This is a genomic window from Dyadobacter soli, from assembly GCF_900101885.1.
Lineage (GTDB): Bacteria > Bacteroidota > Bacteroidia > Cytophagales > Spirosomataceae > Dyadobacter > Dyadobacter soli.
In genome coordinates this window covers 80,854-105,400 of record NZ_FNAN01000002.1, presented here as the reverse complement: position 1 = coordinate 105,400, position 24,547 = coordinate 80,854, and the positions used below count along the sequence as shown (strand labels likewise).

At 51.4% G+C, this 24,547-nt stretch carries 18 protein-coding genes and 1 pseudogene; 13 read left to right on the top strand and 6 right to left on the bottom strand.

What is annotated here, in order from left to right:
• Positions 1–4: 4 nt before the first annotated feature.
• A complete protein-coding gene (locus BLQ88_RS02665) occupies positions 5–2,407 on the bottom strand; it encodes a PAS domain-containing sensor histidine kinase (RefSeq protein ID WP_090146467.1) in 2,403 nt (800 codons plus the stop codon).
• Between the two features lie 225 nt (positions 2,408–2,632).
• On the opposite strand from BLQ88_RS02665, the gene BLQ88_RS02660 reads away from it, so the two are divergent.
• Positions 2,633–3,271 carry a 3-keto-disaccharide hydrolase gene (locus BLQ88_RS02660; RefSeq protein ID WP_090146465.1) on the top strand — a complete coding sequence of 213 codons (639 nt, stop codon included), beginning with the start codon at positions 2,633–2,635 and terminating at the stop codon, positions 3,269–3,271.
• A gap of 46 nt (positions 3,272–3,317) precedes the next feature.
• On the opposite strand, the gene BLQ88_RS02655 is transcribed toward BLQ88_RS02660, so the two are convergent.
• The gene (locus tag BLQ88_RS02655) at positions 3,318–3,800 is read right to left on the bottom strand and encodes a DinB family protein (RefSeq protein WP_090146463.1); all 483 of its coding nucleotides are present in this window, start codon (positions 3,798–3,800) and stop codon (positions 3,318–3,320) included.
• A gap of 131 nt (positions 3,801–3,931) precedes the next feature.
• Here BLQ88_RS02655 and BLQ88_RS02650 point away from each other — a divergent pair, with 131 nt between their 5' ends.
• From BLQ88_RS02650 to BLQ88_RS02605, 10 genes and pseudogenes are all read left to right on the top strand, one after another.
• Positions 3,932–5,311 (top strand): Gfo/Idh/MocA family protein, encoded by a 1,380-nt coding sequence (locus BLQ88_RS02650; protein ID WP_090146462.1) that lies wholly within the window; start codon positions 3,932–3,934, stop codon positions 5,309–5,311.
• 75 nt (positions 5,312–5,386) lie between these two features.
• Positions 5,387–6,247 carry an alpha/beta hydrolase gene (locus BLQ88_RS02645; RefSeq protein WP_090146460.1) on the top strand — a complete coding sequence of 287 codons (861 nt, stop codon included), beginning with the start codon at positions 5,387–5,389 and terminating at the stop codon, positions 6,245–6,247.
• 5 nt (positions 6,248–6,252) lie between these two features.
• Positions 6,253–7,038 (top strand): annotated as a pseudogene (locus BLQ88_RS02640) (SDR family NAD(P)-dependent oxidoreductase).
• A gap of 642 nt (positions 7,039–7,680) precedes the next feature.
• Positions 7,681–10,845 (top strand): SusC/RagA family TonB-linked outer membrane protein, encoded by a 3,165-nt coding sequence (locus BLQ88_RS02635; RefSeq protein WP_090146458.1) that lies wholly within the window; start codon positions 7,681–7,683, stop codon positions 10,843–10,845.
• A gap of 10 nt (positions 10,846–10,855) precedes the next feature.
• Positions 10,856–12,736 (top strand): RagB/SusD family nutrient uptake outer membrane protein, encoded by a 1,881-nt coding sequence (locus BLQ88_RS02630; RefSeq protein WP_090146456.1) that lies wholly within the window; start codon positions 10,856–10,858, stop codon positions 12,734–12,736.
• A gap of 249 nt (positions 12,737–12,985) precedes the next feature.
• Positions 12,986–13,330: a hypothetical protein gene (locus BLQ88_RS02625; RefSeq protein ID WP_090146455.1), complete on the top strand. Its 345-nt coding sequence runs from the start codon at positions 12,986–12,988 to the stop codon at positions 13,328–13,330.
• Between the two features lie 109 nt (positions 13,331–13,439).
• A complete protein-coding gene (locus BLQ88_RS02620) occupies positions 13,440–15,158 on the top strand; it encodes a PQQ-dependent sugar dehydrogenase (protein WP_090146453.1) in 1,719 nt (572 codons plus the stop codon).
• 107 nt (positions 15,159–15,265) lie between these two features.
• Positions 15,266–15,628, top strand: a complete 363-nt coding sequence (locus BLQ88_RS02615; protein ID WP_090146451.1) for a hypothetical protein — start codon at positions 15,266–15,268, stop codon at positions 15,626–15,628.
• 34 nt (positions 15,629–15,662) lie between these two features.
• On the top strand, positions 15,663–16,367 hold the full coding sequence (locus BLQ88_RS02610) for a hypothetical protein (protein ID WP_090146450.1): 705 nt from the start codon (positions 15,663–15,665) through the stop codon (positions 16,365–16,367).
• 11 nt (positions 16,368–16,378) lie between these two features.
• Positions 16,379–17,287 (top strand): hypothetical protein, encoded by a 909-nt coding sequence (locus tag BLQ88_RS02605; protein ID WP_090146448.1) that lies wholly within the window; start codon positions 16,379–16,381, stop codon positions 17,285–17,287.
• Here the strand turns inward: BLQ88_RS02605 and BLQ88_RS02600 are convergent, their stop codons facing one another.
• Together BLQ88_RS02600 and BLQ88_RS02595 are read right to left on the bottom strand one after the other, a co-directional pair.
• Entirely contained in the window at positions 17,288–18,013 is a 726-nt protein-coding gene (locus tag BLQ88_RS02600) for an esterase family protein (RefSeq protein WP_090146446.1), read from the bottom strand.
• Between the two features lie 15 nt (positions 18,014–18,028).
• Positions 18,029–18,646 (bottom strand): GDSL-type esterase/lipase family protein, encoded by a 618-nt coding sequence (locus BLQ88_RS02595; protein ID WP_090147092.1) that lies wholly within the window; start codon positions 18,644–18,646, stop codon positions 18,029–18,031.
• A 234-nt stretch (positions 18,647–18,880) separates the two neighbouring features.
• Between BLQ88_RS02595 and BLQ88_RS02590 the strand changes: the two genes are divergently transcribed.
• The gene (locus tag BLQ88_RS02590; RefSeq protein WP_090147090.1) at positions 18,881–19,297 is read left to right on the top strand and encodes a hypothetical protein; all 417 of its coding nucleotides are present in this window, start codon (positions 18,881–18,883) and stop codon (positions 19,295–19,297) included.
• Between the two features lie 136 nt (positions 19,298–19,433).
• Positions 19,434–20,366: an aldo/keto reductase gene (locus BLQ88_RS02585; protein WP_090146445.1), complete on the top strand. Its 933-nt coding sequence runs from the start codon at positions 19,434–19,436 to the stop codon at positions 20,364–20,366.
• On the opposite strand, the gene BLQ88_RS02580 is transcribed toward BLQ88_RS02585, so the two are convergent.
• Positions 20,367–22,496, bottom strand: a complete 2,130-nt coding sequence (locus BLQ88_RS02580; RefSeq protein WP_090146443.1) for an outer membrane protein assembly factor BamB family protein — start codon at positions 22,494–22,496, stop codon at positions 20,367–20,369.
• A gap of 33 nt (positions 22,497–22,529) precedes the next feature.
• Positions 22,530–24,485: a sialate O-acetylesterase gene (locus BLQ88_RS02575; RefSeq protein ID WP_090146441.1), complete on the bottom strand. Its 1,956-nt coding sequence runs from the start codon at positions 24,483–24,485 to the stop codon at positions 22,530–22,532.
• Positions 24,486–24,547: the final 62 nt, after the last annotated feature.

The following is a 24,547-nucleotide window of genomic DNA, read 5'->3' as shown; positions in this document are numbered from 1 at the left end:
CGCGTTAGCGAGGCTGCGGCAGGTATACGATAAACGTGGCGCCTTCTCCGGGCTGGCTTTGGGCGGTAATGTAGCCGTGGTGGTTTTGAACGACCTTTTTACACAAAGCCAGGCCAATGCCTGAGCCCGAGAACTCGCTGCGTCCGTGGAGCCGCTGGAACATCTGGAAAATGCGGTCGAGGTAAATTTCGTCGAAGCCGATGCCGTTATCGCTCACTTCGAGGCGAATGTAATCGTGGTCGGGCAACAGTTTCGGTAAAGTGGCTCTCTCCGCTTCGTCCACCGCGCGATAGGATAACCGGATAATGGATTCATGGTCGGGCAGCCGGTATTTCACGGCATTGCTGATCAGGTTTTGTATGAGCTGCGTGAGTTGAGAAGCATTACCCCAAACCACCGGCATATCCTCCACAATGATTTCCGTTTTTTGCTCCTGAATCGACAATTCCAGGTCGGCCAGCACCGAATGCACAATGTCGTGTAGGCGCACGTCGCTGAACTCTCCCTCGCGCGTCGTCAGGCGGGAGTAGGCGAGCAGGTCATCGATCATGGCCGACATTCGCTTCGACGCGTCCTGAATGCGGTTCAGCATGTATTTGCCGTTGTCGTCGAGCTTGTCGGAATAGGTTGAAAGCAGCCGCGAGCCGAACGACTGGATTTTCCGGAGCGGCTCCTGCATATCGTGGCTGGCGGCGTAGGCAAACTGTTGCAGGTTATTGTTGGAATTCACAAGCTCGATATTGGCCTGGTGCAACTCGTCTGTACGCTGGCCGACGCGCCTTTCCAGTTCGCTGGCAAGCTGCCGGTACCGCTCTTCGCTCTGTTCAAGCTCCTGGCGCGAAACGACCTGCTCGGTCACGTCCACAGCCATATCCAGGATCGCATATACTTCGCCCTGTGTATTTTTCAGGGGTTTGTAGGTATAGTCGTAATAAAATGTTTGCAGTTCCCCGTCCACCACCAGGTCGGCCCTGGCGCCCTGTTCGGAATGCGCTTCTCCCGTCTCGTAAATGCGATCGAGAATGCCCAGGAAAGGCTGGCCTTCGAGCTCCGGCAATGCTTCGCGAAGCGGCTTGCCTATTACCGACCGCCCTTTCCCCCACACTTTCAGCATGGCCTCGTTCGGAATGTCGACTACCATGTCTTTCCCGATAAACAATGCCGTAGCAACCGGTGCCTGCTCGATGAGCGTCCGCAAATGCTCTTCATTCACTTTCAGTCGCTGTTCCGACTCTATCCGATCGGTAATGTCCATCACAATGCCCGACAACGTCACGGCATTACCCAAACTATCGTACAGGTAGCGGCCCAGTGCACGTACCCAGTGAATGGAACCATCATTCCAGACAAACCTTGCTTCGTACCGAAGCTCCCCGCTCGCGGCTGCTTCCTCATAGGCGGCATCACGTATCGGGGCGTCGTCGGGGTGCAGCCTTGCCACAAAAACTTCGCGGGTAATGTCGCTGTCTTCGCTTCCGGTGAGGATATGCGCCATAGTAGGCGAGTAAATGACCTCGTCTGTCGCCAGGGTAACCATAAATGAACCGGCGCCCGACCCTTCGATGGTCATGGCGGCCTGCTGGTCGGCCCAGGCGATTTTCTCCTGGCTGGTAATTTCCGAAGTGATTTCGCGGGAAATGCCCGAAAAGCGGTAGGGATTTCCGGATTGGTCGAAATAGGCCTGGCCGGTGCAATGCAGCCAGCGGAGCTTCCGGTCGCTGGCGCCGATTACCCGGTAGCGGACATCGTAAGGAACCCTCAGCGACGGGTCGAGCGTGCGTTGGATGGCTTCTATCACCCTGCCCCGATCGTCGGGGTGTATAAACTGCACCAGGCGCTCGTAATACATATCCGCCTCCGCCGGATAGCCGTACAGCTCCTTGCAGCGGTCGTTGAAAAGCGCCGACTTGTCTGCCGGGTTCAGGTTCCAGGTACCGAGCTGGGCCGCCTGGATTGCGAATGTGAGATTCTCTTCACTTTCCTCGCGAGCCTTATCCGAATGCAGTTGCTGCGAAATATCCATCATCGAACCCACCATCCGCACAGGCTTGCCTGCGCTCTGGATTGTGTAGCCGCGGTCGTGTACGTGCGCGTAGGAGCCGTCGGCGCGTCGGAAACGGTAGAAGTCCGACCAGTTGCTCTCGCCTCTGTCGATCACGCCGTACATCTTTTTCACCACCCGCTCCTGGTCGTCGGGGTGAATGCGGTCGAACCATGAATTCGGTCCGCTCTCTATATCTTCCGGCCGGTACCCGAAAATTTCCTGCATACCTTCATTCCACCACACCGTGCCCCGTGCCAGGTCCCAATCCCAGATCACGTCATGGGTAGCTTTTGCCACAAGTTTAAACCGCTCGATCGCCAGCAGGAGGTCGTTCTTGCGTTCATTAAGGGTAGTCTCAGTCATTGGTAAAAAACATACTCAGGTTTACGTAAGCGCCATTTTATGGTGGGCAAACGTTGTAAAAATACAAATATCAGGTGAAAAGTAATGGCGGTTACTTGCCGGGCATACGTACGTGGCTAACCGTCTTTCCGATTTCCATGTAAATGCCTTTTAAAGTAAAAACCTTCCGCCGATTTCTTTAACCATCATCAGAAAAAAGTGTACTAGCAACAAACCGATCGTGCCATGAGGAAACTCCCGTTCTATTTTTCTTGCGCTGCTGCGCTCGCATTTGCCGGTTGCATTATGATTCAGCCCCCAAAACCGGTTTCTCTTTTCGACGGGAAAACGTTCCGCGGATGGGAGGGGGATACCGTCAAAACCTGGAAAATCGAAGACGGCGCCATTGCAGGCGGTTCGCTGGAAGAGAATGTGCCGCATAACGAATTCCTGTGCACGCGTAAGGAATATTCGAATTTCGTACTGAAAGTGAAGTTTAAACTGACAGGTCACGAAGGTTTTATCAATACGGGCGTGCAGTTTCATAGTAAACGGCTGCAAAATCCGGCCTACGAAATGACAGGTTACCAGGCCGATCTGGGTGATAAATACTGGGCAAGCCTCTACGACGAATCGAGGAGGAACAAGACGCTGATCGCGCCCGACTCCGCATTGGTAGAGAAAGTCGTGAAGCGGAATGATTGGAATAACTACGAAGTACACAGCCGCAACGGCCGTATTCAGCTTTTTTTAAATGGCACGAAAACAGTCGATTATACCGAGCCCGATAAATCCATTCCGCAAAAAGGGCTTATAGGCCTGCAAATTCACGGCGGCGGGAAGGCCAAGGTATTTTATAAGGACATTATCATCGAAGAGCTTTAACAACAAAACCGTCGGCACTTCAAGTGCCGACGGTTTTGTAATATCCTTACTTCCAGATGCCCAGCAATCGCCGGGCTACGATGATTTCCGCAATGTGGTAGGAGTTGTGATCGGCGATCAGCATTGCTTCTCGGACGATATTTTGCCCGCTACCCCAAGGCAATGGACTGAAAAGGTCTTTTTCGTCGTCTTGTAAAAGTTGGTAAAAACGCTGCTGGTCGTCGCTGATCTCTTTCACACTCGCCTCCCATTGCACATCACTTACCTCGTCGGTAGGCTCGGGCCAGTACTCGTCTGGCCAGATGAGCGTTTTGTAATCCTTCGAAATCGAGAAATCGACGATGTCTTTCTGGGCTATCCGGATGTGTTCCAGGAGTTGCCAGATGCTGTACGGCAGGTTGTCGGGGATCACGGTGCGCAGATTTGCCGGGATGCCGGCGATCGCGTCTTCCAATGTGACGTGTGCATTTCCGCCTTTTATGAGGTCGGACAGTTCGTTAATCAGTTTTTTTCGCTGGTCGGCGTGCATGGAATGTTAGTTAATTAGCAGGGTGAGGAATTAGGCGGCAAAATGTACATATTTTTGATTTACCGGTACAACAAATCCCTAATTGTTTAAATTAGGGGGTGTCATCTTCTTAAACCTTTGAAATTCTTCAAATGAAGCCTAACCGCCGTAATTTCATCAAAAACGTAACAGCCGCGTCTGCACTGTTAGCCACGGAAAGTTTTGCCAAACCCTTTCACATTATCAAAGACCTCAAAAAAATCAGTCCAAACGACAAGATCCGTTTCGCTACCATCGGAATGGGTATCCAGGGGAACAGCGATACCAAAGCCGCCCTGCGCAGCTCGAAGGACGTGGAGTTCGTGGCAGCAGCCGACCTGTACGACGGCCGCCTTACCCGCGTGAAAGAGGTTTACGGAAAAGATATTTTTACGACAAGAGATTACCGCCAGATCCTCGAAAGGAAAGACATCGACGCCGTGCTCGTGGTTACTCCCGACCATTGGCACGACCACATTACCAAAGCCGCATTGCAGGCCGGTAAGAATGTGTATTGTGAAAAGCCGATGGTGCATCACATTAATGAAGGGCTTTCAGTGATTGATGCGTGGAAAAAGTCGGGTAAAACCATGCAGGTAGGCAGCCAGCGGATCAGTTCCGCTTCATTTAAAGAGGCTAAGCGCTTGTTTCAGGCAGGGGAGATCGGCGAGATTAATTATGTGGAATCGAATAACGACCGTTTCAATTCCATCGGCGCGTGGAACTACTCCATCCCGACCGACGCTTCGCCAAGCACCGTCGACTGGGATACTTACCTCGGCGATGCGCCCAAGCATGCATTCGACGCGAAGCGGTTTTTCCGTTGGAGAAATTACCAGGATTACGGTACCGGTGTGGGCGGCGACCTTTTTGTACACCTCATTACCGGCGTGCATTTTGTAACCAACTCACTCGGGCCCGAGCGAGTGATGTCGTCCGGCGAGCTCAGCTATTGGAAAGATGGCCGCGATGTCCCCGACGTGCTCGTATCGATTCTGGATTACCCTAAAACCGACATTCACGCCAATTTCCAGATGGTGCTGCGTGTGAACTTCGCCAATGCAGGGGCCATTGCCAACAATACCCGCATTATCGGTACCGAGGGGCAGATTGAATTTACAGAGAACAACCTGGTACTCACCAAGAAAAAGTTGCCCAAAGCGCCCGGAATGGGCGGTTACGATAGTTTTAATACCTTCTCGGAAGAACAGCAGAAGGAATTCAAGAAACAATATGACGCGCAATATCCGGAAGATACCCGGAAGGCCGAGCCGGTCAAAGAGGTGCGTTTCGAAGCTCCGAAAGAGGACGATGCGCATGCCAACCATTTCAGGGATTTCTTCGAAAACGTGAAAAAGGGCAGTGTGGGAACGGTGGAAGATCCCGTATTCGGTTTCCGTGCGGCGGCACCGGTACTGGCTTGCAATGAGAGCTATTTCAGCAAAAAGATCGTTCACTGGGACCCCGTGGCGATGAAAATGAAGAAGAAATAAAAACCTTCATACCGGGCGGGAGATGCATTGCGTCTCCCGCTTTTCTTGTTTCAACCCAAACCCAACAGTTCCTGAATGAAGATCATCGCTACGATCGCATTGGCCGCAATGCTGGCCATTCCCGCGCTTGCCCAGACGGGTAAGGTACTCGACAACCTCTCGGTGCCCTCCAAAGTGCTCAAATCAGACCGCAAATTTGCGATTTACCTCCCGCCGGACTACGCCAGTTCCGAGCGTAGTTACCCGGTGATGTACCTGCTCCACGGCGCGGGCGACGACCATACCGGCTGGGTGCAGTTCGGGGAGGTGCTGCACATTGCCGACAAGGCTATTGCCGAAGGCAAAGCTACGCCGATGATCATTGTCATGCCTGATGCCAACACGGGTAGGAGAGGGTATTTCAATGATGTAAAGGGCGACTGGAATTACGAGGACTTTTTCTTCACGGAGCTCATGCCTTACGTCGAAAAGAAGTTTCGCATTAAAACCGAAAAGCGGTTCAGGGCCATTGCCGGGCTATCAATGGGCGGCGGTGGAAGCTTCATGTACGCATTGCACCATCCCGAACTGTTCTCCTCGGCCTGCCCGCTCAGCGCATCCACCGGGCCGATTACATTGGAAGATGCTAAAAAGGGCCTGATCCGTAACAACCCGAATATCGCCGATTCGACCGTCGAAAGATATTATAACCGCCATAGCGCACTGGCATTGATCGACAAGATTCCCGACGACCAGAAAAAGGCCGTACGCTGGTATATTGATTGCGGTGACGACGATTTTCTGTATGAGGGCAACAGTCTTGTCCACATTGCATTGCGCAAAAAAGAAGTGCCGCACGAGTTCCGCGTACGCGAGGGTGGGCACACGTGGACCTACTGGCGGCAGTCGTTGCCGGAGGTGCTTGCATTTGTTTCCCAGGCATTTCATCAGTACTGATCGCCATGGTGCACGACGTTTTACCGGGTATCAAACAATTTGACCTCACCGGGAAGGTCGCCATCGTCACGGGAGGCTCGAAAGGCCTGGGCCTGGCGATGGCGGCCGGTCTGGCCTCCGCCGGTTGTGACATTTTGCTCGTCAACCGGAGCGCGGTGGACGGTGAGCGCAGTGCTGCCGAGCTGTGCATTTCGTTCGGGACGCGCGTGCTTTCCTATGCCGCCAATATCACCAGCGAGGAGCAGGTAAATGCGATGGTGGCATTCGCGATGGAAAGTTTCGGGAAGATCGACATTCTCATTAATAGCGCAGGGATCAACATTCGCGGGCCGATCGACGAACTGTCGTCGGCGGATTTCAAGCACGTCATGGACGTGAACGTAACCGGTACCTGGCTCGCGTGCCGGGCGGTTGCGTCGCATATGAAAGCGTAGCACAGCGGTCGCATTATCAACCTGGCCAGCACGCTGGGCCTTGTGGGCCTCGCCAACCGCACGCCCTACACCGCCAGCAAAGGAGCCATCGTGCAGATGACCCGGGCGCTGGCCCTTGAACTGGCCCCATTCGATATCATGGTCAACGCCATATGTCCGGGTCCGTTCCTTACGGAAATGAATATTCCGATCGCCGAGAGCGACGATGCCCGCGATATCATCCTCGGTGCCACCGCATTACGCCGCTGGGGACATTTGCACGAAATCCAGGGTGCAGCCATTTTTCTAGCCAGCGATGCAGCAAGTTATATGGTGGGTTCGGTGCTCACCGTCGACGGCGGCTGGACGGCGCGTTAATCGCTTTTTAATCTGATGAAATATAATTTTTAAAAGATTCAAACGTTTGCATACCTACTTTCCTCAGGATAGGTGCAAAAATCTGGTAAGTTCCTGCAAATTTGCTATTATTATCTACTCAAAAGCCGTTTCCAAGCAATGGAAGCGGTTTTTTTATGCCTATCTAACTAGTTGCTGCGTATAGAGACCGGTTAAGGGTATACGTCAAATAACTAGTGGTTATTTTCCAAGAAAACATAGTCAGAAAGTAGGAAAGCTTGTTTATGTAAATAATTTCATATCTTTTTGTACATCCGGTTACTGCTGCGTCCGCGCCGGTATTGCTGGATTACAAAATATAACATTTTCTAGTTTTGTCTCCCCAATAAGTATATATAAATCGCCGTATGGTTACGTGCGATATTTTTGAAATAGGATTTTTAAGATTTTTTGTAAGACAAATTGTGTACGGTCGACACTTCTCTGACTTGTTGAAAGACAAGGGCTTATGCATGGAACCTGGTTTGTAATATCTGTTTATTTTTTTATAATTTTTTTAACTATCTACTATCTATCTATACTTAATCTATGAGGATTTCTGAACGGGAAAAGTACCGGAGCCTAACACGGTATTTTTACTCCCTTCTGTTGACCCTTTTGGTCATGACTGGTGCATACGCTCAGGATGTAACAGTGAAGGGAAAAGTGAATGATGAGCAAGGGCAGGGACTGCCCGGCGTAAGCATCCTGGTGAAAGGGACGTCGGCGGGTACAGTGACGGACATTGAAGGAAACTACACAGTGAATGCGCCGGGTACGGCAACGCTCGTGTTTTCTTTCATCGGCTACATTACGCAGGAGATTCCATTGGGCAACAAAACCAGCCTGGATGTGAAAATGGCATCGGATACCAAAGCACTCGACGAGGTTGTGGTCGTGGGTTATGGTACTGCCAAGAAAGCGACCCTCACCGGTTCGGTAACGGCCGTGAAAGGTGCTGAGCTTCAAAAAGCGCCTTCAACCAACCTTTCCAACACATTGGGTGGTCGTTTGCCGGGTGTTTCGGCGGTACAAGCGAGCGGTGAGCCTGGTTACGACGGCTCGGCGATCCGTATCCGCGGTACCAACTCCCTCGGTAACAGCAATGCGCTGATCGTGGTGGATGGTGTACCTAACCGTTCCGGTGGTCTTGACCGTATCAATCCCGCTGACGTCGAAAGTATTTCGGTACTGAAAGATGCGGCTGCGGCAATTTACGGATCACGTGCGGGTAACGGGGTAATCCTTATCACCACCAAACGCGGAAAGAGCGGCAAGCCACAGCTTTCGTACGACCTGAACCTCGGAATAGCACAGCCTACGCGCACGCCGACGATGTCGAATGCAGCGGAATATGGGACAATCCGTAACGAATTGCAGATTTACGATAACCTGCCGGTAGGACAGTGGCAAGGTGCATTGCAAGGTTTCAATACCAACGGTTCTTATACCCGTACCGACAATGGTAACGTGCTAAGCGCCGTGTTCACGCCAGCCGACCTTCAAAAGTTCCGTGACGGTTCTGATCCGCTTACCCACCCGAATACCGACTGGTACGGCTCGGTGATCCGCAACTGGTCGCCACAGCAGCGTCACAACCTGCAATTGACCGGCGGTAGCGAGAACATCAAATACCTGGCTTCATTGGGTTATATCAACCAGGACGGTAACTATGTGAATTCCGCGACAGGTTACAAGCAATACGACATGCGTGTGAACCTCGACACGAAAATCAACAAATACGTAACCGCGAAACTCGGTGTTGTACTACGCGAAGAGTTCCGTCGCTTCCCGAATGGCGGTGGCGCGGGCGATATCTTCCGTATGCTCATGCGCGGTAAACCTACCGAAGTCGCGATCTGGCCGGACGGTCGTCCTGGTCCCGATATCGAGAACGGACAGAACCCCGCGGTGATTACTACCAACACGACGGGTTACAACAACGACAAGCGCGACTACATCCAAACCAATGGGCAATTGGATATCGACGTGCCAGGCGTACCAGGTTTGAAAGTAACGGCAATGGCTGCGATTGACAAGCAAATGCGTCGCCAGAAGTCGTTTCAGAAGCCCTGGACACTTTACTACTGGGATAAAAAGACTTTCGAAGCGGATGGCACAACGCCTTTGCTGACCGGCGCCGTGCGTTCGACATTCAGCGATCCACGTTTGACCGAAACTGCTTCTCAGGAGCTTTCGATCCAGCTGACAGGCCAGGCTTCTTACGAGAAGTCATTCGGCTCGCACAACTTTAATGCAATGGTGGGTATCCAACGCGAAACGGTAGATGCGGACGGCTTCTTCGCTTACCGTCGTTACTTCATCTCGCCTGTGGTTGACCAGCTTTTTGCGGGTGGTACGCCTGAGCAGAACATCGGTAACTCGGGTACCAACAATGCTGATTTGTACAAGCGCGCACGTTTGAGCTACTTCGGTCGCGTGGGTTACAACTTCAAGGAGAAATACCTGGCCGAGTTCCTGTGGCGTGCGGATGGTTCGTATGTATTCCCGAAAGAAGGCCGTTTTGGTTTCTTCCCGGGGGTATCGGCGGGTTGGCGTATTTCCGAAGAAGGATTCTGGAAAAACAATATCCACTTCGTGAACAATGTGAAACTGCGTGCATCGTGGGGACAAATGGGTGCTGAGCCGTATTTGCTCGGTACAGAAACATTGGCGGAATACCAATACCTGAACACGATGGGCTTCGGTACCTACGTGGTGAACGACCAGGTGGTGAAAACACTTCTTGAAACACGGGTGGTGAACGACAACTTCACGTGGGAAGTCGCCAACAACACCAACTTCGGTATCGAGGGTACTTTGTGGAAAGACCGCATTGCATTCGAAATCGACTACTTTATCAATAACCGTTCGAAAATCCTGATCCCGATGACGGGTTCTACGCCTTCGTCGGCTGGTATCGATGGCAAGCTTCCTCCTGTGAACCTTGGTAAACTGCAAAACAAAGGTTTCGAATTCAAAGTGAGCTACGACGGTTCCGTCGACAACTTCACTTATTCGGTGGGTGTGAATGGTGGTTATGCCAAAAACACCATCAAATACTGGAACGAAACTCCGGGTATTCCTTCTTACCAGACGACTACCGGCCGTCCTTACCAGGCATTCCTGGCATATCAATACGACGGTGTTTTCCGCGATCAGTCTGAAATCGATGCCAACACAATCGATTACTCAGGTATCACAGGTACTCTCCGCCCGGGTGACATGAAGTTCAAGGACGTGAGCGGCGATGGTAAAATCACGAAAGACGACATGGTTCGTTCAGAAAAAACCAACCGTCCGCGCTTCACCGGTGGTGTAAACATCAACCTTGGTTACAAAGCATTCGACTTGTCTATCCTGTTCCAGGGCGCGACCGGCGGTTTGCAATATGTAGGTCAGACAGAATCCGGTGATATCGGTAACTATCTGAAATACGCTTACGACCACCGTTGGACAATCGACAACCCAAGCTCGACAGACCCGCGTTTGGCTAACCGTAACAATACCTACTACACCAACCTGACTAACGCTGATTCCCCGGGTGCCAACACTTATTACCTGAAAAGCAATAACTACCTGCGCTTGAAAAACATCGAGCTCGGTTATAACCTGCCTTCGGAAATCGGTTCGAAAATCGGCGTAGGTAACCTGCGTCTCTATGTAAACGCATTGAACCTGTTCACGATCGACAAAATCAAGATCTGGGACCCGGAAGCGACTTCTACCAACGGACAATACTATCCGCAGTCGCGAGTTCTTAATGCAGGTGTACGTGTAACTTTCTAAGACTTAAAAAATGAAACTGAGTTATAAAAATTGGATTTTTCTGGCGGCGCTGGCCACAACCGGGCTGGTGTCGTGCGACACTGACTTTCTGGATGTAACGCCTCCCACCGAAATTCCTACCGAGGAGGTTTGGAAGGATGGTGCATTGGCCGAAGGTTTTGTGACCGGTATTTATCAGGGGCTTCAACAAGGCGGTTTCAGCGAGCAAATGCTGGCATCGCTGACCGACGAAGCGGTATTTACCCACACAGGCCGTAACATCAACACCATCAATGAAGGTAGTTTGAGCCCTTCCAACCTGGGTTGGGTGGATGATACCTACGGATGGGGACCTATGTATACGCGTATCCGCGCCACCAACCAGGCGATCGAGGAACTGCCGAAATCTACTTTCGCGGATCAGACTTTGAAAGACCGTTTGAAAGGCGAAGCGCACTTCCTGCGTGCTTATTACTATCAGCAGCTGGTTCGTTACTACGGCTCGGTGCCTCTGATCACGAAAGTATATGCGTTGAACGAGGATTATTCCGTAGCGCGTAACACGTTCGAGGAATGCGTGAAGTTTATCGCCGCGGATTGCGACAGCGCCGCTGCATTGCTGAAAGGCAAAACCGAACAGAAAGGCCGTGCTTCCGAAGTAGCTGCATTGGCATTGAAATCACGGATTTTGCTGTACGCTGCGAGCGATTTGCATGACGTAACTACTGCCAAAGCGAAATCGGCGGTGATCGCAGCGTTCCCGAACCCTGAGTTCCTGGGCTACACGGCCGGCGACCGCAAGGCGCGCTGGACTGCCGCACAGGCTGCCGCGAAAGCTGCAATGGATGCGAAAGCGGGTTACAAACTCAACCTGACTGCACCGGTTACAGCTGCGCAAGGCAAGACCAACTACATTTCGATCGCAATGGCAGGATATAGCGCCGATAAATCACTGGATGCTTCCGGTGGTGACGACATTATCTTCGGTCGCTATTTCACAGCCAGCCAGACTTCGGACGGTGCCCGTCAGACCGGTTTGAACAACGGTCCTAACGGCTACCACAACTGGGCTGGTAACACGCCGATCGGATTGCTGGTGGATGATTATGAAATGATGGACGGCACGCCGTTCTCATGGACGAATCCTACCCATAAGACTAACCCATACGTGAACCGCGATCCACGTTTCTACGCAACCGTAATGTACGACGGCGCTACGTGGAAACCACGTCCTTCCGATGCAAAAGACCCTGCTAATCAGCTCCAGACCGGTTCTTATGACCTCCTGGATGATAAAGGTGCATTGTTCAACCGCAAAGGACTGGATACCCGCAGCAGCTCTATCGAAGACTGGAACGGTAGCCGTACCGGTTACTACATGCGCAAGTTCATTGATCCGAACCCTGCATTGTACGACAACACCGACCGCCAGAACATTCCCTGGCCGTTCATCCGCGTGACCGAGGTGGCATTCAACTACATCGAGGCGAGCATTGAGCTGGGGCAGGACGCGGTAGCGCTTGATCTGCTGAACAAGATCCGTTTCCGGGCCGGTATGCCTGCATTGAAAGTTTCAGGTGCTGCTTTGAAAGAAGCTTACCGTCATGAAAAACGCATTGAAATGGCTTACGAAGAGCAGCGTTACCACGATGCACGTCGCTGGATGATCGCTTCCACCACGCTGGGCCGTTCGTTGCAGTTCATTACCGTGATCGGTAAGTTCAAGGCAGGCAAGTCGATGAAGGAGCCGTACCACTACGATCCGACCGTTTACGACTACACCTACACGCCGACCGAGGACAAATCGCACGAGAACCGTACCTGGGTGGACAAAATGTACTTCCGTCCATTCAGCCGCGACGAAATGAACCGTAACGCGAAGCTGGTTCAGAACCCTGGCTACGACAAGTAACAGATCCTGAGCATACTAATACCAACTGCCCGTGCTGATTCAGTGCGGGCAGTTGTCGTTTTTGAGGTTTTTTGAAGACAAATTCCCACAAAACGTGGATTTAGGTAAACACTATCAAATTAGTAGAATAATTTTAATTGCTTGAAAATCAGATGGTTGAAACTTTTGGCATAATCCTGTTAAAATTGTTGGCAACAGTGCGAATGCACGAGACCAAAAACATTAATAGTTGTCTAAAAAACAAGGATTATGAAAAAGCTAGTAGTATCGGCATTGGCCCTGACGCTTATCTCGTTTGCTTCTGTTCAGGCCCAAACGGCCAATCAGACCACCGCTGAACAATCAGCGCAAAAGGAAGCGACGACACAGAAAGCAGCTAAGGCAGATAAAGAAGAAAAAGTTGCCGTGAAACCGGAAGATCTGCCGGAGGGCATCAAAAAGACCATCAAAAGTGACGAGTTTAGCGGCTGGACGGTTAAAAAGGCATTCCTGGTAACCGAGCCTGATAAACCACAATATTACGAGTTGCAAGTCGCGAATGGCAGCCAGAATGCCAGAGTGAAACTTGACAAAGAGGGAAGAAACGTAGGATAACCACAGTATTCCTTCATTATTCAGTGATTAAGCCGGAGCGATCCGGCTTTTTTTGTGTCCCAGTCGCTAACTTTGAACCCGCTTTTGAAAATACCTAACCCATCATTAAATGACCTTCACTTTACGTTCTTTATGCTGCATTGCCGCGGCGTCATTCATGCTGTTCAATTGTGTCGGCAGAAAGCAAAGCACCTCCTCCGGCAGCCAGCTCGCCAGCACCGATTCGCAGGGCAAGGAGCTTTTTACAACACATTGCGTTTCGTGTCACACGATGGAGCAGGAGGAAATAGGCCCGCGGCTGGGCGGCGTTACCCATGTGCTTTCGGAAAAGGAACTAATCGCATTCATCAAAAATCCCAATCACGCTATCGAATCGGGTAATGCACGGGCAGTGAGCCTTTCCAAACGGTATAAGATGATCATGCCGCCGTTTGATTTTTTGAAGGATGAAGAAATCCGCTCGATCCTGGGGTACATTACTTCGGAAACGAAACTTCATAATATTGCTCCGCTCGAAGTCAAAATCGATACCGCGTCCAATGCGCGTTTAGCACAGCCTGTCATCAAAACCGGCCTTAGGATTGAACTTGAAGACTTCGTAACGATCCCTCCATCCAGCGATAAAATGCCTCGTACGCGCATCGCGAACATGCGCCCGCACCCGTCGCAAGATGGCACGCTATACGTGAGCGACCAGCGCGGCATTATTCATCGCATCAAAGGAAAAGAGGTAACGACCTTTCTGGATTTGCGGAACCAGGTCGAAGATTATGTCAACGAACCCGGCCTGGGTACTGGCCTCGGCAGCTTCGCATTCCATCCGGATTACTTGCAGAATGGCTTGATTTACATTACGCACACGGAGTCGCCCAAAGGCAAACCCGCCGATTACAAATACAATGATTCAATTAAAGTAGCATTGCAATGGGTCGTTTCGGAATGGAAGATCGACGATGTCAAAAGCAATGTTTTCAAAGGTGAAAGAAGGGAATTGCTGCGGATTAATGTGCCGAATGTGGTACACGGCACACAGGATATCGGCTTCAACCCCGAGGCTAAAAAAGGGGACAAAGATTACGGCTTACTGTATATAGGTACCGGCGACGGCGGCTCCACGATCAGCAAACACCCTGAGCTTTGCCACGACCTGCATTCATTGCTCGGTACGATCATCCGCATCGATCCGCTGGGGAATAATAGTAAAAACGGGCATTACGGCATCCCTGCGGACAACCCGTTTGTGAATGATAATGGTGGCGTTTATAAAGAAATATATGCCTATGGTTTTCGGAATCCGCACCGGCTCGCATGGCATAATGGCAAGCTGTTCAGCGCAGAAGTAGGGGAATCGAATTTCGAAGAGGTGAATGTGATTGTTAAAGGCGGAGATTATGGCTGGAATGTGCGCGAGGGCAATTTCGGGATTTCTTCCAAAGACCTCAAAAACGTGTATCCCGTGCCCGCAGCCGAAGGTGGAAAGTTCGAAAGGCCCTTTTTGCAATACGACCACATCGACGGCAATGCGATCAGCGGCGGCTACGTGTACGAAGGTCCGATAGCCGCTTTGAAGGACAAATACATATTCGGGGACATAGTCAACGGCCGTATTTTCTATGCCAATATCGATCCGAAACTGAGCGATCAGTCGGTGTATGAGCTGATGATCGTGCGAGATGGAAAGGAAACCAACCTGATCGAAATGTCGGGATCGAAAAGGGTGGATGTCCGGATCGAGTACGACCGGTTTACCAAAGAGCTGTATATCACGACCAAAAGCGACGGCAAGATCCGGCGCGTAAGCAAGGCTTACGCGACAAATCAGCCTTGAAGGCGTAAAATAGTTTTTGCCGGCCGGTAAATAATTGAATTGTCCTGATTCTCAATGGGGGTTGTTTCTTTGCAGCCCTCATTAAATGGAAACTCAGAACATCTATTATGGCCAATGTTAAAACCGTACTCGACCAATGGTCGGTAAAAGACCTCGAAGACAATTCCAGTATAAGTGTGCTCGTAGAGGGCTGCACAGAGTTGGGAAACAATTCGCAGCCCGGCGTGCAGATCATGTGCATGGGGCATTTCGTGACCTACGAACCCAATATCGTAGAGCAATGGGCCTACAAGGCCGGCAAGGAAGGCGCCTCGGAATATTTGCTGGAAGACAAATCCTGGACCTACCACGAAGACCAGTACGTGAAATATTTCCTCGTGCTGGGTAGCCCTCTCAAAGCCCGCATTACTGTAAAAACGCGTAGTTCGAAGCCTAATACAAGGGAGTACGACCTCCCTTTTGAAGTTTGAGCCGGAATGTCGCTGACACACACCTATTACTGAAATGATCAAGTTTACCTACCTCGCATTACTGGGACTTTTCTCCCTGATTCTACTGATCGCGGTGGTCTACTACCTCGTGAAACCCGCTCCGGCCGGCGATAGCTCGGTCGGGTGGGCGATCGGGATCTTCTACCTGGCCGGGCTGCTCGGCATACTATTGCTGGCGCTGCTTTTCTGGAAAAACAAAACCATCGGCCTCGCGATCCTCTGCATTCCGTTGCTGTTTCTCCTGGTACCTGCTATCAAAGGCGGCGCCAGAGATTTGTACGCCTGGTTTCCTGCCCAGAAACGCAGCCAGCTCACGCTCCATATTGCCAACAATACACAGGCATTGGTCAATGTAAAGCTGGAATGCTGGTTCGGTGAAAAGCAAGGCGCACAGCATTCACTTTACAAAACGCTCGAATTTACCTCCAAGCCGCTGGCTGTTGATCAGCACGTACTGTCCGACTACGACGCGCAATTGCTTTCGGCCAAATCCGCATTCGTTCGTGTCGTATTTTTCGAATGCCTGCAACAGAGCGGAAGCGGCTATTCCTACGTCCGCGAAATCCAGCCATGCATGCAGTACCACGATGTTGCCATCGAAGATTTCCGGGTAAACGACTACCTGATCGCAATCGACGGGGAACAGAACTCCGAGGCATTCCAGGCGGAGGTAAGGCGGTTAAAGTCGGATAGTTTGTATCAAAATGGAATCTTTTAAACCCTACTGCCATGCAACTCACACTAACGAAAAGCATTCCTTCGCCGCTCGGCAAAAAGCCGCTGATCATCTGGACGTTGAACAATGAAGGCGCATTCCTGATCAGCGATAGCTGGAACATGGTACGCCTGGATACAGATGGCTCAGTGAACGTCCTTTGGCGCACGACAGACAAGGAGAATGCCTATCAATTTGGCAGTGTTTACGATGACCGTGTTTCCGACCCTTTCTACGAAGGAATCAGAGAAGCCGGGATTTCAGGGTTTCAATTGCTGAATGTCGAAGATTACCTGAAAATCCATCAGGGTAATAAATACCATCCCAATTTCCGTCCCGTTCCGCTTAAAGCACACGACTCGGTATTGCTCTATCTGGAAGAAAAAGAAATTGCATTGCTTAAAGCCGCCGGCAGTGATATCGTCAAAGTTGCGAAAGTGAAGGTTAAAGGGAAAGGCAAAACGGCAGAAATGCTGCATCCAGCTGAAAATGTGATTGTTTACGGCACGAATTATGGTGAATTGTATGCCCAGCCTTTTGATGCGGAAGGATTCGAGAAAACTGTCAAGATCGATCAGCTTCCCAATGTTTGCTACCAAATCGCGTTCGCTCCAAATGGTAGAAAGATGTTCGCTGTCGGGATGGGTTACCTGAAAATCTATGACTATCACGAAGGCAAATTTACCGCAGCGTATTCCCTTTCAACAGCGGCCCGGTCTTTTGAACTGATAGACGACTACATGATATTTAATAAAGGAATGCACGGGATCGACATCCTGCGAGTAGCAGGCAAGCCTGAAAGCCTTTCGTCGCTGGATTTGCCGTTTTCGATAGACCGAATGGTGTATCTGGCATCCACGCGCACATTTTTACTAACCTCGGCCAATTCCGACGACCTGCATTTCCTTCAACTGGTCGATTAATCACAAATAAATCTTCACCATCTCCCGCCAGTACCGCGGCCGGTGTGCCTCATCATCCCAGATGTAAAACTGATGTGGCACACTGAGCTGATGGAGGGAATCGCTTAAATGGCGGTTATTATCCAAAAAAGTATCCTCGCGCCCGATCACGAGCGTGATATCCATATCCCTCAGCTGTTGCAGCAGGCACGGGTCCGAAATGCCGGGGACGAAATGGTTGGGCATATTGAAGTAAATATTTTCATCAAAATACCCGTCGAACAAGTCTGCGAAAAAGGGTAGCGGTTGCGTGAGATCGTAACGGGCGCTCATACCGACAACTTTTGTAAACAAGGCCGGGTGCTTGAATGCAATATTCACCGCATGGTAGCCGCCCAGGCTGCAACCGGCCGCCACCAGCTCGCGCTTTTTGTTCTGAATGCGTATAAATGGTACCACTTCGTTGAGGATGTACTTTTCATACTGAATGTGACGGGCAATACGCAGTGGCGGGGGAGCGTCGGAATAGAAGCTTTCGCTATCGATGCTGTCGACACAGTAGACCTGGATGCTGCCTGCTATGATCTTGTCTTTCATCGCATCGATGACGCGCCAGTTTTCGAAGTCATAGAAATGGGCCGACCGGGTCGGGAAAAATATCACCGGAATTCCCTCGCTGCCAAATACGAGCATCTCCATATACCGGCCCAAAGTGGGACTAAACCATTTGTGATACGCCCTTTCCATGACAAAGCGGTTTGTTTAAGAAGTTTTTTGAAGTGCCCCGATAACGGCGTATATCTTTTCACTGATCACTTTCTTCCATATGGCATAGCCATCTGCACTCAAATGCAGCCCGTCCGCTTCGAAAAGCGATTTGCGCGGATACCCCTGGTAATTCACCATTAGCGGGAAAATGTCGATGTAGTGCTGGTTGGCATCTTTCTCGATCTCCTCATGGATCAGCTCATTGGCCGCTCTGATGGACCCGATGATCTCAAATCGTTGCAGACTGGGCTTGATCGAGACGAAGAAGCACGGAATATCCCCATATCGGGCCCTGATCAATGCGATGAGCTGGCGGTAGAACAGCAGTACTTCCGTCGGGTGTCGTCCGTCGCCCAGGTCATTGTCGCCGGCGTAGATCACGATTCGCGACGGCGCATTCACGGTGGACATAATACGTTCGAAAAACCACACGCAGGCGGCGAGCGTCGAACCGCCGAAACCGAGGTTAATGGGCTTCAATTCTGTAAAATCCTGGTACAAACCGGTCCACAATGTAAAGCTCGAACTCCCGTAGAAGATCGTGTCGGGTTCGTAATTCAATGTGGATCGTTCTTTTTCTACTCTTTGTACTTCCTCTTCGTACCAGACCATATTTTCCTGTATTTCGTATCCCGCTGATTTTTGGGTGGATATCCGTAAAAATAAGTATGCCACATTAACATACAGTTAAATAATAGTCACCGGAATGAGAATTATCAAAGTTTTGTGAAAATGAGTGGAGAAAGCAGTGCGCCTGCTTGGAGAAATATAATTTTTTATAAATCGGTTACAACCATCGCCCGCGGTTCGGTTTCTCTGCATTATATTTCAAAAACTACTATTGGCATGAAAAAGACGATTTTACTCGCATTAATCTGTATCGCAGCCATCTCCTGCGATAAAAAAGAAAGCGCGGTCCCCGATCCAAACCCGATCAGTCTGAGTTATCAAAAGGCGACGACAGTCCGCACTTCCGGAAGCGATTTGAAAGTGGAGCTCAAAGAAGTAACCGACAGCCGCTGTCCGATGAACGCCAATTGCGTATCAATGGGAAGCGCAAAATTGGTGTTCGCGGTTTCCGACGCTTCTAATCAGGTGAATGTGAATTTCGAGTTCCAGGGCAATGCAAAGAACGAACAGTTGTTTAAGCTGGGCGGCGTGGAGTATGTGATCACCGTATCGGAAGTGCTTCCTTACCCGGAACTTTCCAAAACGCCTAAGCTGGAAGACTACAAGATCGCAGTATCCATCGTAAAAAAGTAATAGATTCAGATTTGGTGTGAAGTGCAGCAAAAGGAGCCAGGATTGTCCTGGCTCCTTTTCTCATTTTTAGCCCCGCAAGTGCTCCCAACGCATTTTGTTCGTATCTTGAACATTCCAAAAACCCATTAACCAGCTAATGAAGCATATTTTTACAAGACGAGAGGCTTTGGCCGGATTGGCTGCCGCCGGTGCCGGACTGGCCCTAAACCCGTTTTCTTCCTCCGCAAACAATGACCTCAAAATGATACTGGAAAGAAAAATACCGTCGACCGGTGAACGCCTGCCGGTGGTGGGCCTGGGCTCGTGGCAGCAGTTCGACGTGGGAGCCGGTGCAGCCGAGCGTGCGCCATTGAAGGAGGTTTTGCAAAGAATGCAGGAAATGGGTGGCAAAGTGATCGACGCCTCGCCTATGTACGGGCGCGCGGAGCAGGTAATCGGCGATCTGACGACGGATTTGAAACTGAACGACCGGTTTTTCTTCGCTACCAAAGTCTGGACCACCGGTAAGCAGGAAGGTATCGACCAGATGAATGCTTCGCTGCGGAAAATGAGGCGGCAAAAGATCGATCTCATGCAGGTGCACAACTTGCAGGATTGGGAAACACACCTCAAAACGCTTAAAGACTGGAAAGCAGCGGGTAAAATCCGGTACATCGGCATCACGCATTATACCGACGCCGCGCATTCAAGGCTGGAACAAATCGTGAAATCCGAAGGCATCGATTTTGTACAATTCAACTATTCCATACGCTCGCGGAATGCGGAGAAAAGCCTGCTGAAAGCGGCTAGGGATAAAGGTGTGGCGGTAATCATCAACGAGCCGTTCGAGCAGGGCGCATTGTTCCGTGCGGTGAAAGGGAAGGAGTTACCGTCCTGGGCGGGCGATTACGATATCAAATCCTGGGCGCAGTTTTTCCTGAAATACATCATCAGCAACGACGCCGTTACCTGCGTGATCCCAGGTACTTCGGACGTGAAGCACCTGGTCGACAATCTTGGCGCCGGTGAAGGCCGCCTGCCCGACGAGGCGGGCAGGAAAAAGATGGTTGAATGGATCGCGGGAGTTTAATTATTCCAATGCGAAGGCCACATACTGGTTACCCTTTTTAGTACCCAGCTTGGTGCCGCCACAGGCGATCACCACATATTGCTTTCCATTGACCTCATAAGTAGCGGGCGTAGCAAACCCGGCAGCCGGCAATTGCGTTTCCCAAAGCAATTTGCCGGTTTTTTTGTCAAATGCCCTGAACTTTCCATCTTTGGTAGCAGCAATAAAAAGCAACCCGCTCGCGGTAACCACCGGCCCGCCGTAGTTTTCGGTACCCGTTGTAGGCACGCCCTTCGCTTTGAGCGATTCCACTTCCCCGAATGGTATTTTCCAAAGGAACTTGCCAGTGTTCAAATCGATCGCATTGAGTGTGCCCCAGGGTGGCGAAATGGCCGGCAGGCCGTTCGCGTCGAGGAACTTGTTGTAGCCCGTGCTTTGATAAGGCAGGTAAACTTTCTTCGAAGCGGGCATATCTGAAACGGCTTCCACTTTCTCATCACCAAACAGGAACGAAACGAGCGACTGCTTCTCGGCAGCTGTCAACATCGTAAAACCGGGCATCATACCTTTCCCGGTGGTTAGCAACTGGTTCACAAATGCCTTGTCGCGGCGGGTACTGATGTCGACGAGTGAAGGGTAGCCGCTTTTCGCATTGCCTTTCCGCTGAGGTCCATGGCAGGTTACGCAATAGGTGGTGTAAACCTTCTCGCCGGGGCTCAGGTTGGACAGCTCGCTGGCTTTCGGCGTGTCTTTCATCGTGAGTATCCACGCCATTTCATTGCTGTTGACGTACAAGATGCCCTCGTCGGGATCGGCCGCAGCGCCGCCCCATTCCGCCCCGCCATCGAAGCCGGGGAGAATGACAGTCCCTTCTTTGCTGGGTGCCGCGAAAAGTGCCTTTTTGTAGCCTTTGAATTTGATTTTCAATGAATCGCGGTCGGGCGCGTGAATGCTGATGTCGTTCTCCGTGAGTGTGTAGGCTTGCCGCGCATAGGGCGCCGGCTTGCTTGGTACGGGCTGAGTGGGCCATGGGTACTCGCCGGGTAATGCGGTTTTGGGCGCAGCTACTTCTTTAATTGGGAACAATGGCTTTCCCGTCACACGGTCGAAAATAAAAACGTATCCCTGCTTGCTGACCTGCGCGACAGCGTCGATTTTGCGTGGTTTGCCGTCGGCACCGGTTTGTGTGACGGTGATCAGGTTGGGCGGTGCGGGTAGGTCACGGTCCCAGAGATCGTGGTGCATGGTCTGGTAATGCCAGAGGCGCTTGCCTGTGCGTGCATCGAGCGCCAGCAGGCAGTTGGAGAACAGGTTAGCGCCTTTTCGTTTACCCCCATAAAAATCATAACCTGCCGAGCCGGTCGGAACGAACAGAATGCCGCGCTTGCGGTCGATGGCGGTGCCTGCCCAGTTGTTGGCCGCGCCGGTAAATGTATTCTTGTAGGCATCGGGCGGGAAGGTTTCGTAGCCAAATTCGCCGGGGTAGGGGATCGTATGGAATGTCCACGCAAGCTTGCCCGTGCGCACATTGAATGCGCGCAAGTCACCCGGAGCTGCGTCTGAATCTTCCGAAAGCCGCAATGGCATGATGATCAGGTCTTCGAAAATTGTTCCAGGTGTATTGGAAACCATGTATTTGTTTTGGGCGGACTCGGGAAGGCCGGTATGCAGGTCAATGCGGCCATTCTCGCCAAAGCTTTCGATCACTTTCCCCGTGCGCGCGTCTAATGCGTACAGGTAAGCGCCCATGGCGTGCAGGATGCGCTTGTCGTCGCCGTCCTCCCAGTAGGTGAGGCCGCGGCTGGTATTGGAGCCATTTTTGGACTTATCACCAAATATCCAAAGCTGCTTGCCGGTCGCGGCGTCGAGCGCGAATGCCTGTACGGTGGCGGTAACGCCATACAACACGCCATTAACGACGATCGGGTTCACCTGCGTTTGCCCCGAATCCGGCATGGACCAGGTCCAGGCTACTTTCAGGTTTTTGACATTGTCCTTATTGATCTGCGTCAATGGCGAGTAATGGTTGCGGTCGGGGCCGCCGAGGTATTCGCGCCATTCGCGCTGGTCGTCATTTTGGTTCTTAACTGTTTGTGCGCCAGCCAGCAGCAATGCAATGCCGCCGATACACCACGATAAGGGTTTTAGCATAGAATATTGAAAAATCAGGTCTGAAAAAGGAGGTTACTCGAAACGGGCGTTTACGGTAATGCCCGGCCAGGAGTCGGTACGGAATGGGCTGGCAGGGAAGCCGTCCACGCTGTACAGGTTGGCATCTTCCGGCGCATCTGCCCAGGCGTAGCGCACCGCAGCCGGTTTGCTCACTTTCGGGCTCGAAACGACCACTTTATTACCCTGGATCTCCGCTTTGGCATAATGGAAAACCTTGTCGTCACCTGCGACCTCAAAACCTTTCAAGTAACCATGCCGGTCCTTGATCATGAGCCCATTTTCTGCGTTTTTGAACGAAATAACGGCCTTACTACCATCCACCTGCATCTGGTCATACAGCGGCGAGGCGTAAGGGATATTCTGGCCGTAGTCGTTTTTCAATGCATTGGTAGCGAGGCGGTGCGCGACGTCCTGTTTGTTGGTCGGGTGAATGTTGTTGGGATCACCTACGTCGGTAGTCACGGCCATACCGGTTTTGGGGAGGCTCAATGTCATGTTCTGCGCTTCGCGAAGCTCGGCCCAGTTGCTGCCTTTGTTGCTGTCGTGATCAATACCGTAACTCGATAGCTGCACCCAATAAAACGAAAACTCGTCATTCCAAAGCTTACGCCAGTCGTTGATCATGAGCGGGAATGACTGGCGGTACTGGTATGCGCGGCCCGCATTACTCTCACCCTGATACCACAATGATCCGCGAATGGCGAACGGCAGCAGCGGCACGATCATCGCATTGTAAATCGTGGTGCCCACGTTGTTCATCAAATGCGCGTACTCATGTTTTTCAGCGAATGCGGGCATCAGGTACCAGTCTTTGGCCAGGCTTATTTTGCGGCTTCCGTCTTCCACAAACATTTCGTTGGCCGAGCCCGTAAATCCCGGACCGAACCACGCCGCGCTGGCCATACTGCTGGTTTTAATGGTCAGGATGTTTTTCCCCTCTTTCCAGGTATTGGCAGGGAGCTGGATTTTGCGCGAACCTTTGACGGCACCTTCGTAAACCGGTTTCCCATTGACATACACCTCCACAAGTCCGTCGTTTTCTGCCAGCGAAAGGGTAGTTTGTTTGGCCACCCAGTCCGACGCTATTCCCACCTCTTTGGCCATATAACCTTTGCCACGGAAGCCCATAAGCCCTTTCCAGTCCCATTGGCCAACACCATCGGCCGTTTTTTGCCAGCTTGTGAAATCCACATCAGGCGAAATGTATTTCTTTTCATCTTCCCAGGTAGGGTCGTACGTAGCACTTTTGAAGAGGTGTTTTTTGAGCTTTTTATCCATGATCGCATCCGCTTCTTCCCAGGTTTTAGGCAGATTTTGCGCATAAGACCGCAATTCGTCATTGCTCAGCATGGCTTCCTTGCTGATCCAGCCTTCTATTTGCGAGCCGCCCCACGATGAATGCAGAATGCCGATCGGCACATTCAGTTTCTGGTAGATTTCACGGGCAAAAAAGAAACCCACCGCGGTAAAGCCGCCGACGTTTTCAGAATTCGCTACTTTCCATTCGCCGGCTGCCAGGTCCTGCTCGGGTTGGAGCGTTACCACATGGTCGACACGGAAATGGCGGATTTGCGGGAAATCCGCGTTTTTGCGCTCATCCTCATAGTTTTTAGCCGCCGACACCGGCCATTCCATATTCGATTGCCCCGAGCAAAGCCATACCTCGCCGATGAGCACGTCATTCACCGCCGCATTGCCTGATTTGGCACTCGCTTGCAGCGAATGCGGCCCGCCTGCCTCCAACGGTTTGAAATTCACGCGCCACTTTCCGGCCGGGTCGGCCTTTGCCTCCATGGCCTGCCCCGCCAGGGTTACCTTCACTTTTTCGCCTGGTTTGGCCCATCCCCAGACGGGAATCGGCTTCTGGCGTTGTAGCACGACGTGGTCGGAGAACAGCCGGGCAAATTTGACTTGCGCGAACGACGACGTCGCACATGCAAGGAGCAGTAATATCAATACGCGTTTCATGAAGAGCAGAAATGATTTTTGGTTATCTATAAATGTCGCAAGTGGGCGGATTCTACTGGATT

What these genes read in the sequence shown, in the direction of transcription:
- BLQ88_RS02605 (WP_090146448.1), top strand. Translation starts at nt 16,379, where the DNA reads ATGCAACTCACACTAACGAAAAGCATTCCTTCGCCGCTCGGCAAAAAG.
- BLQ88_RS02575 (WP_090146441.1), bottom strand. Translation starts at nt 24,485, where the DNA reads ATGAAACGCGTATTGATATTACTGCTCCTTGCATGTGCGACGTCGTCG.
- BLQ88_RS02595 (WP_090147092.1), bottom strand. Translation starts at nt 18,646, where the DNA reads ATGGTCTGGTACGAAGAGGAAGTACAAAGAGTAGAAAAAGAACGATCC.
- BLQ88_RS02615 (WP_090146451.1), top strand. Translation starts at nt 15,266, where the DNA reads ATGGCCAATGTTAAAACCGTACTCGACCAATGGTCGGTAAAAGACCTC.
- BLQ88_RS02620 (WP_090146453.1), top strand. Translation starts at nt 13,440, where the DNA reads ATGACCTTCACTTTACGTTCTTTATGCTGCATTGCCGCGGCGTCATTC.
- BLQ88_RS02645 (WP_090146460.1), top strand. Translation starts at nt 5,387, where the DNA reads ATGAAGATCATCGCTACGATCGCATTGGCCGCAATGCTGGCCATTCCC.
- BLQ88_RS02660 (WP_090146465.1), top strand. Translation starts at nt 2,633, where the DNA reads ATGAGGAAACTCCCGTTCTATTTTTCTTGCGCTGCTGCGCTCGCATTT.
- BLQ88_RS02610 (WP_090146450.1), top strand. Translation starts at nt 15,663, where the DNA reads ATGATCAAGTTTACCTACCTCGCATTACTGGGACTTTTCTCCCTGATT.
- BLQ88_RS02635 (WP_090146458.1), top strand. Translation starts at nt 7,681, where the DNA reads ATGACTGGTGCATACGCTCAGGATGTAACAGTGAAGGGAAAAGTGAAT.
- BLQ88_RS02630 (WP_090146456.1), top strand. Translation starts at nt 10,856, where the DNA reads ATGAAACTGAGTTATAAAAATTGGATTTTTCTGGCGGCGCTGGCCACA.
- BLQ88_RS02665 (WP_090146467.1), bottom strand. Translation starts at nt 2,407, where the DNA reads ATGACTGAGACTACCCTTAATGAACGCAAGAACGACCTCCTGCTGGCG.
- BLQ88_RS02580 (WP_090146443.1), bottom strand. Translation starts at nt 22,496, where the DNA reads ATGCTAAAACCCTTATCGTGGTGTATCGGCGGCATTGCATTGCTGCTG.
- BLQ88_RS02625 (WP_090146455.1), top strand. Translation starts at nt 12,986, where the DNA reads ATGAAAAAGCTAGTAGTATCGGCATTGGCCCTGACGCTTATCTCGTTT.
- BLQ88_RS02600 (WP_090146446.1), bottom strand. Translation starts at nt 18,013, where the DNA reads ATGGAAAGGGCGTATCACAAATGGTTTAGTCCCACTTTGGGCCGGTAT.
- BLQ88_RS02650 (WP_090146462.1), top strand. Translation starts at nt 3,932, where the DNA reads ATGAAGCCTAACCGCCGTAATTTCATCAAAAACGTAACAGCCGCGTCT.
- BLQ88_RS02655 (WP_090146463.1), bottom strand. Translation starts at nt 3,800, where the DNA reads ATGCACGCCGACCAGCGAAAAAAACTGATTAACGAACTGTCCGACCTC.
- BLQ88_RS02585 (WP_090146445.1), top strand. Translation starts at nt 19,434, where the DNA reads ATGAAGCATATTTTTACAAGACGAGAGGCTTTGGCCGGATTGGCTGCC.
- BLQ88_RS02590 (WP_090147090.1), top strand. Translation starts at nt 18,881, where the DNA reads ATGAAAAAGACGATTTTACTCGCATTAATCTGTATCGCAGCCATCTCC.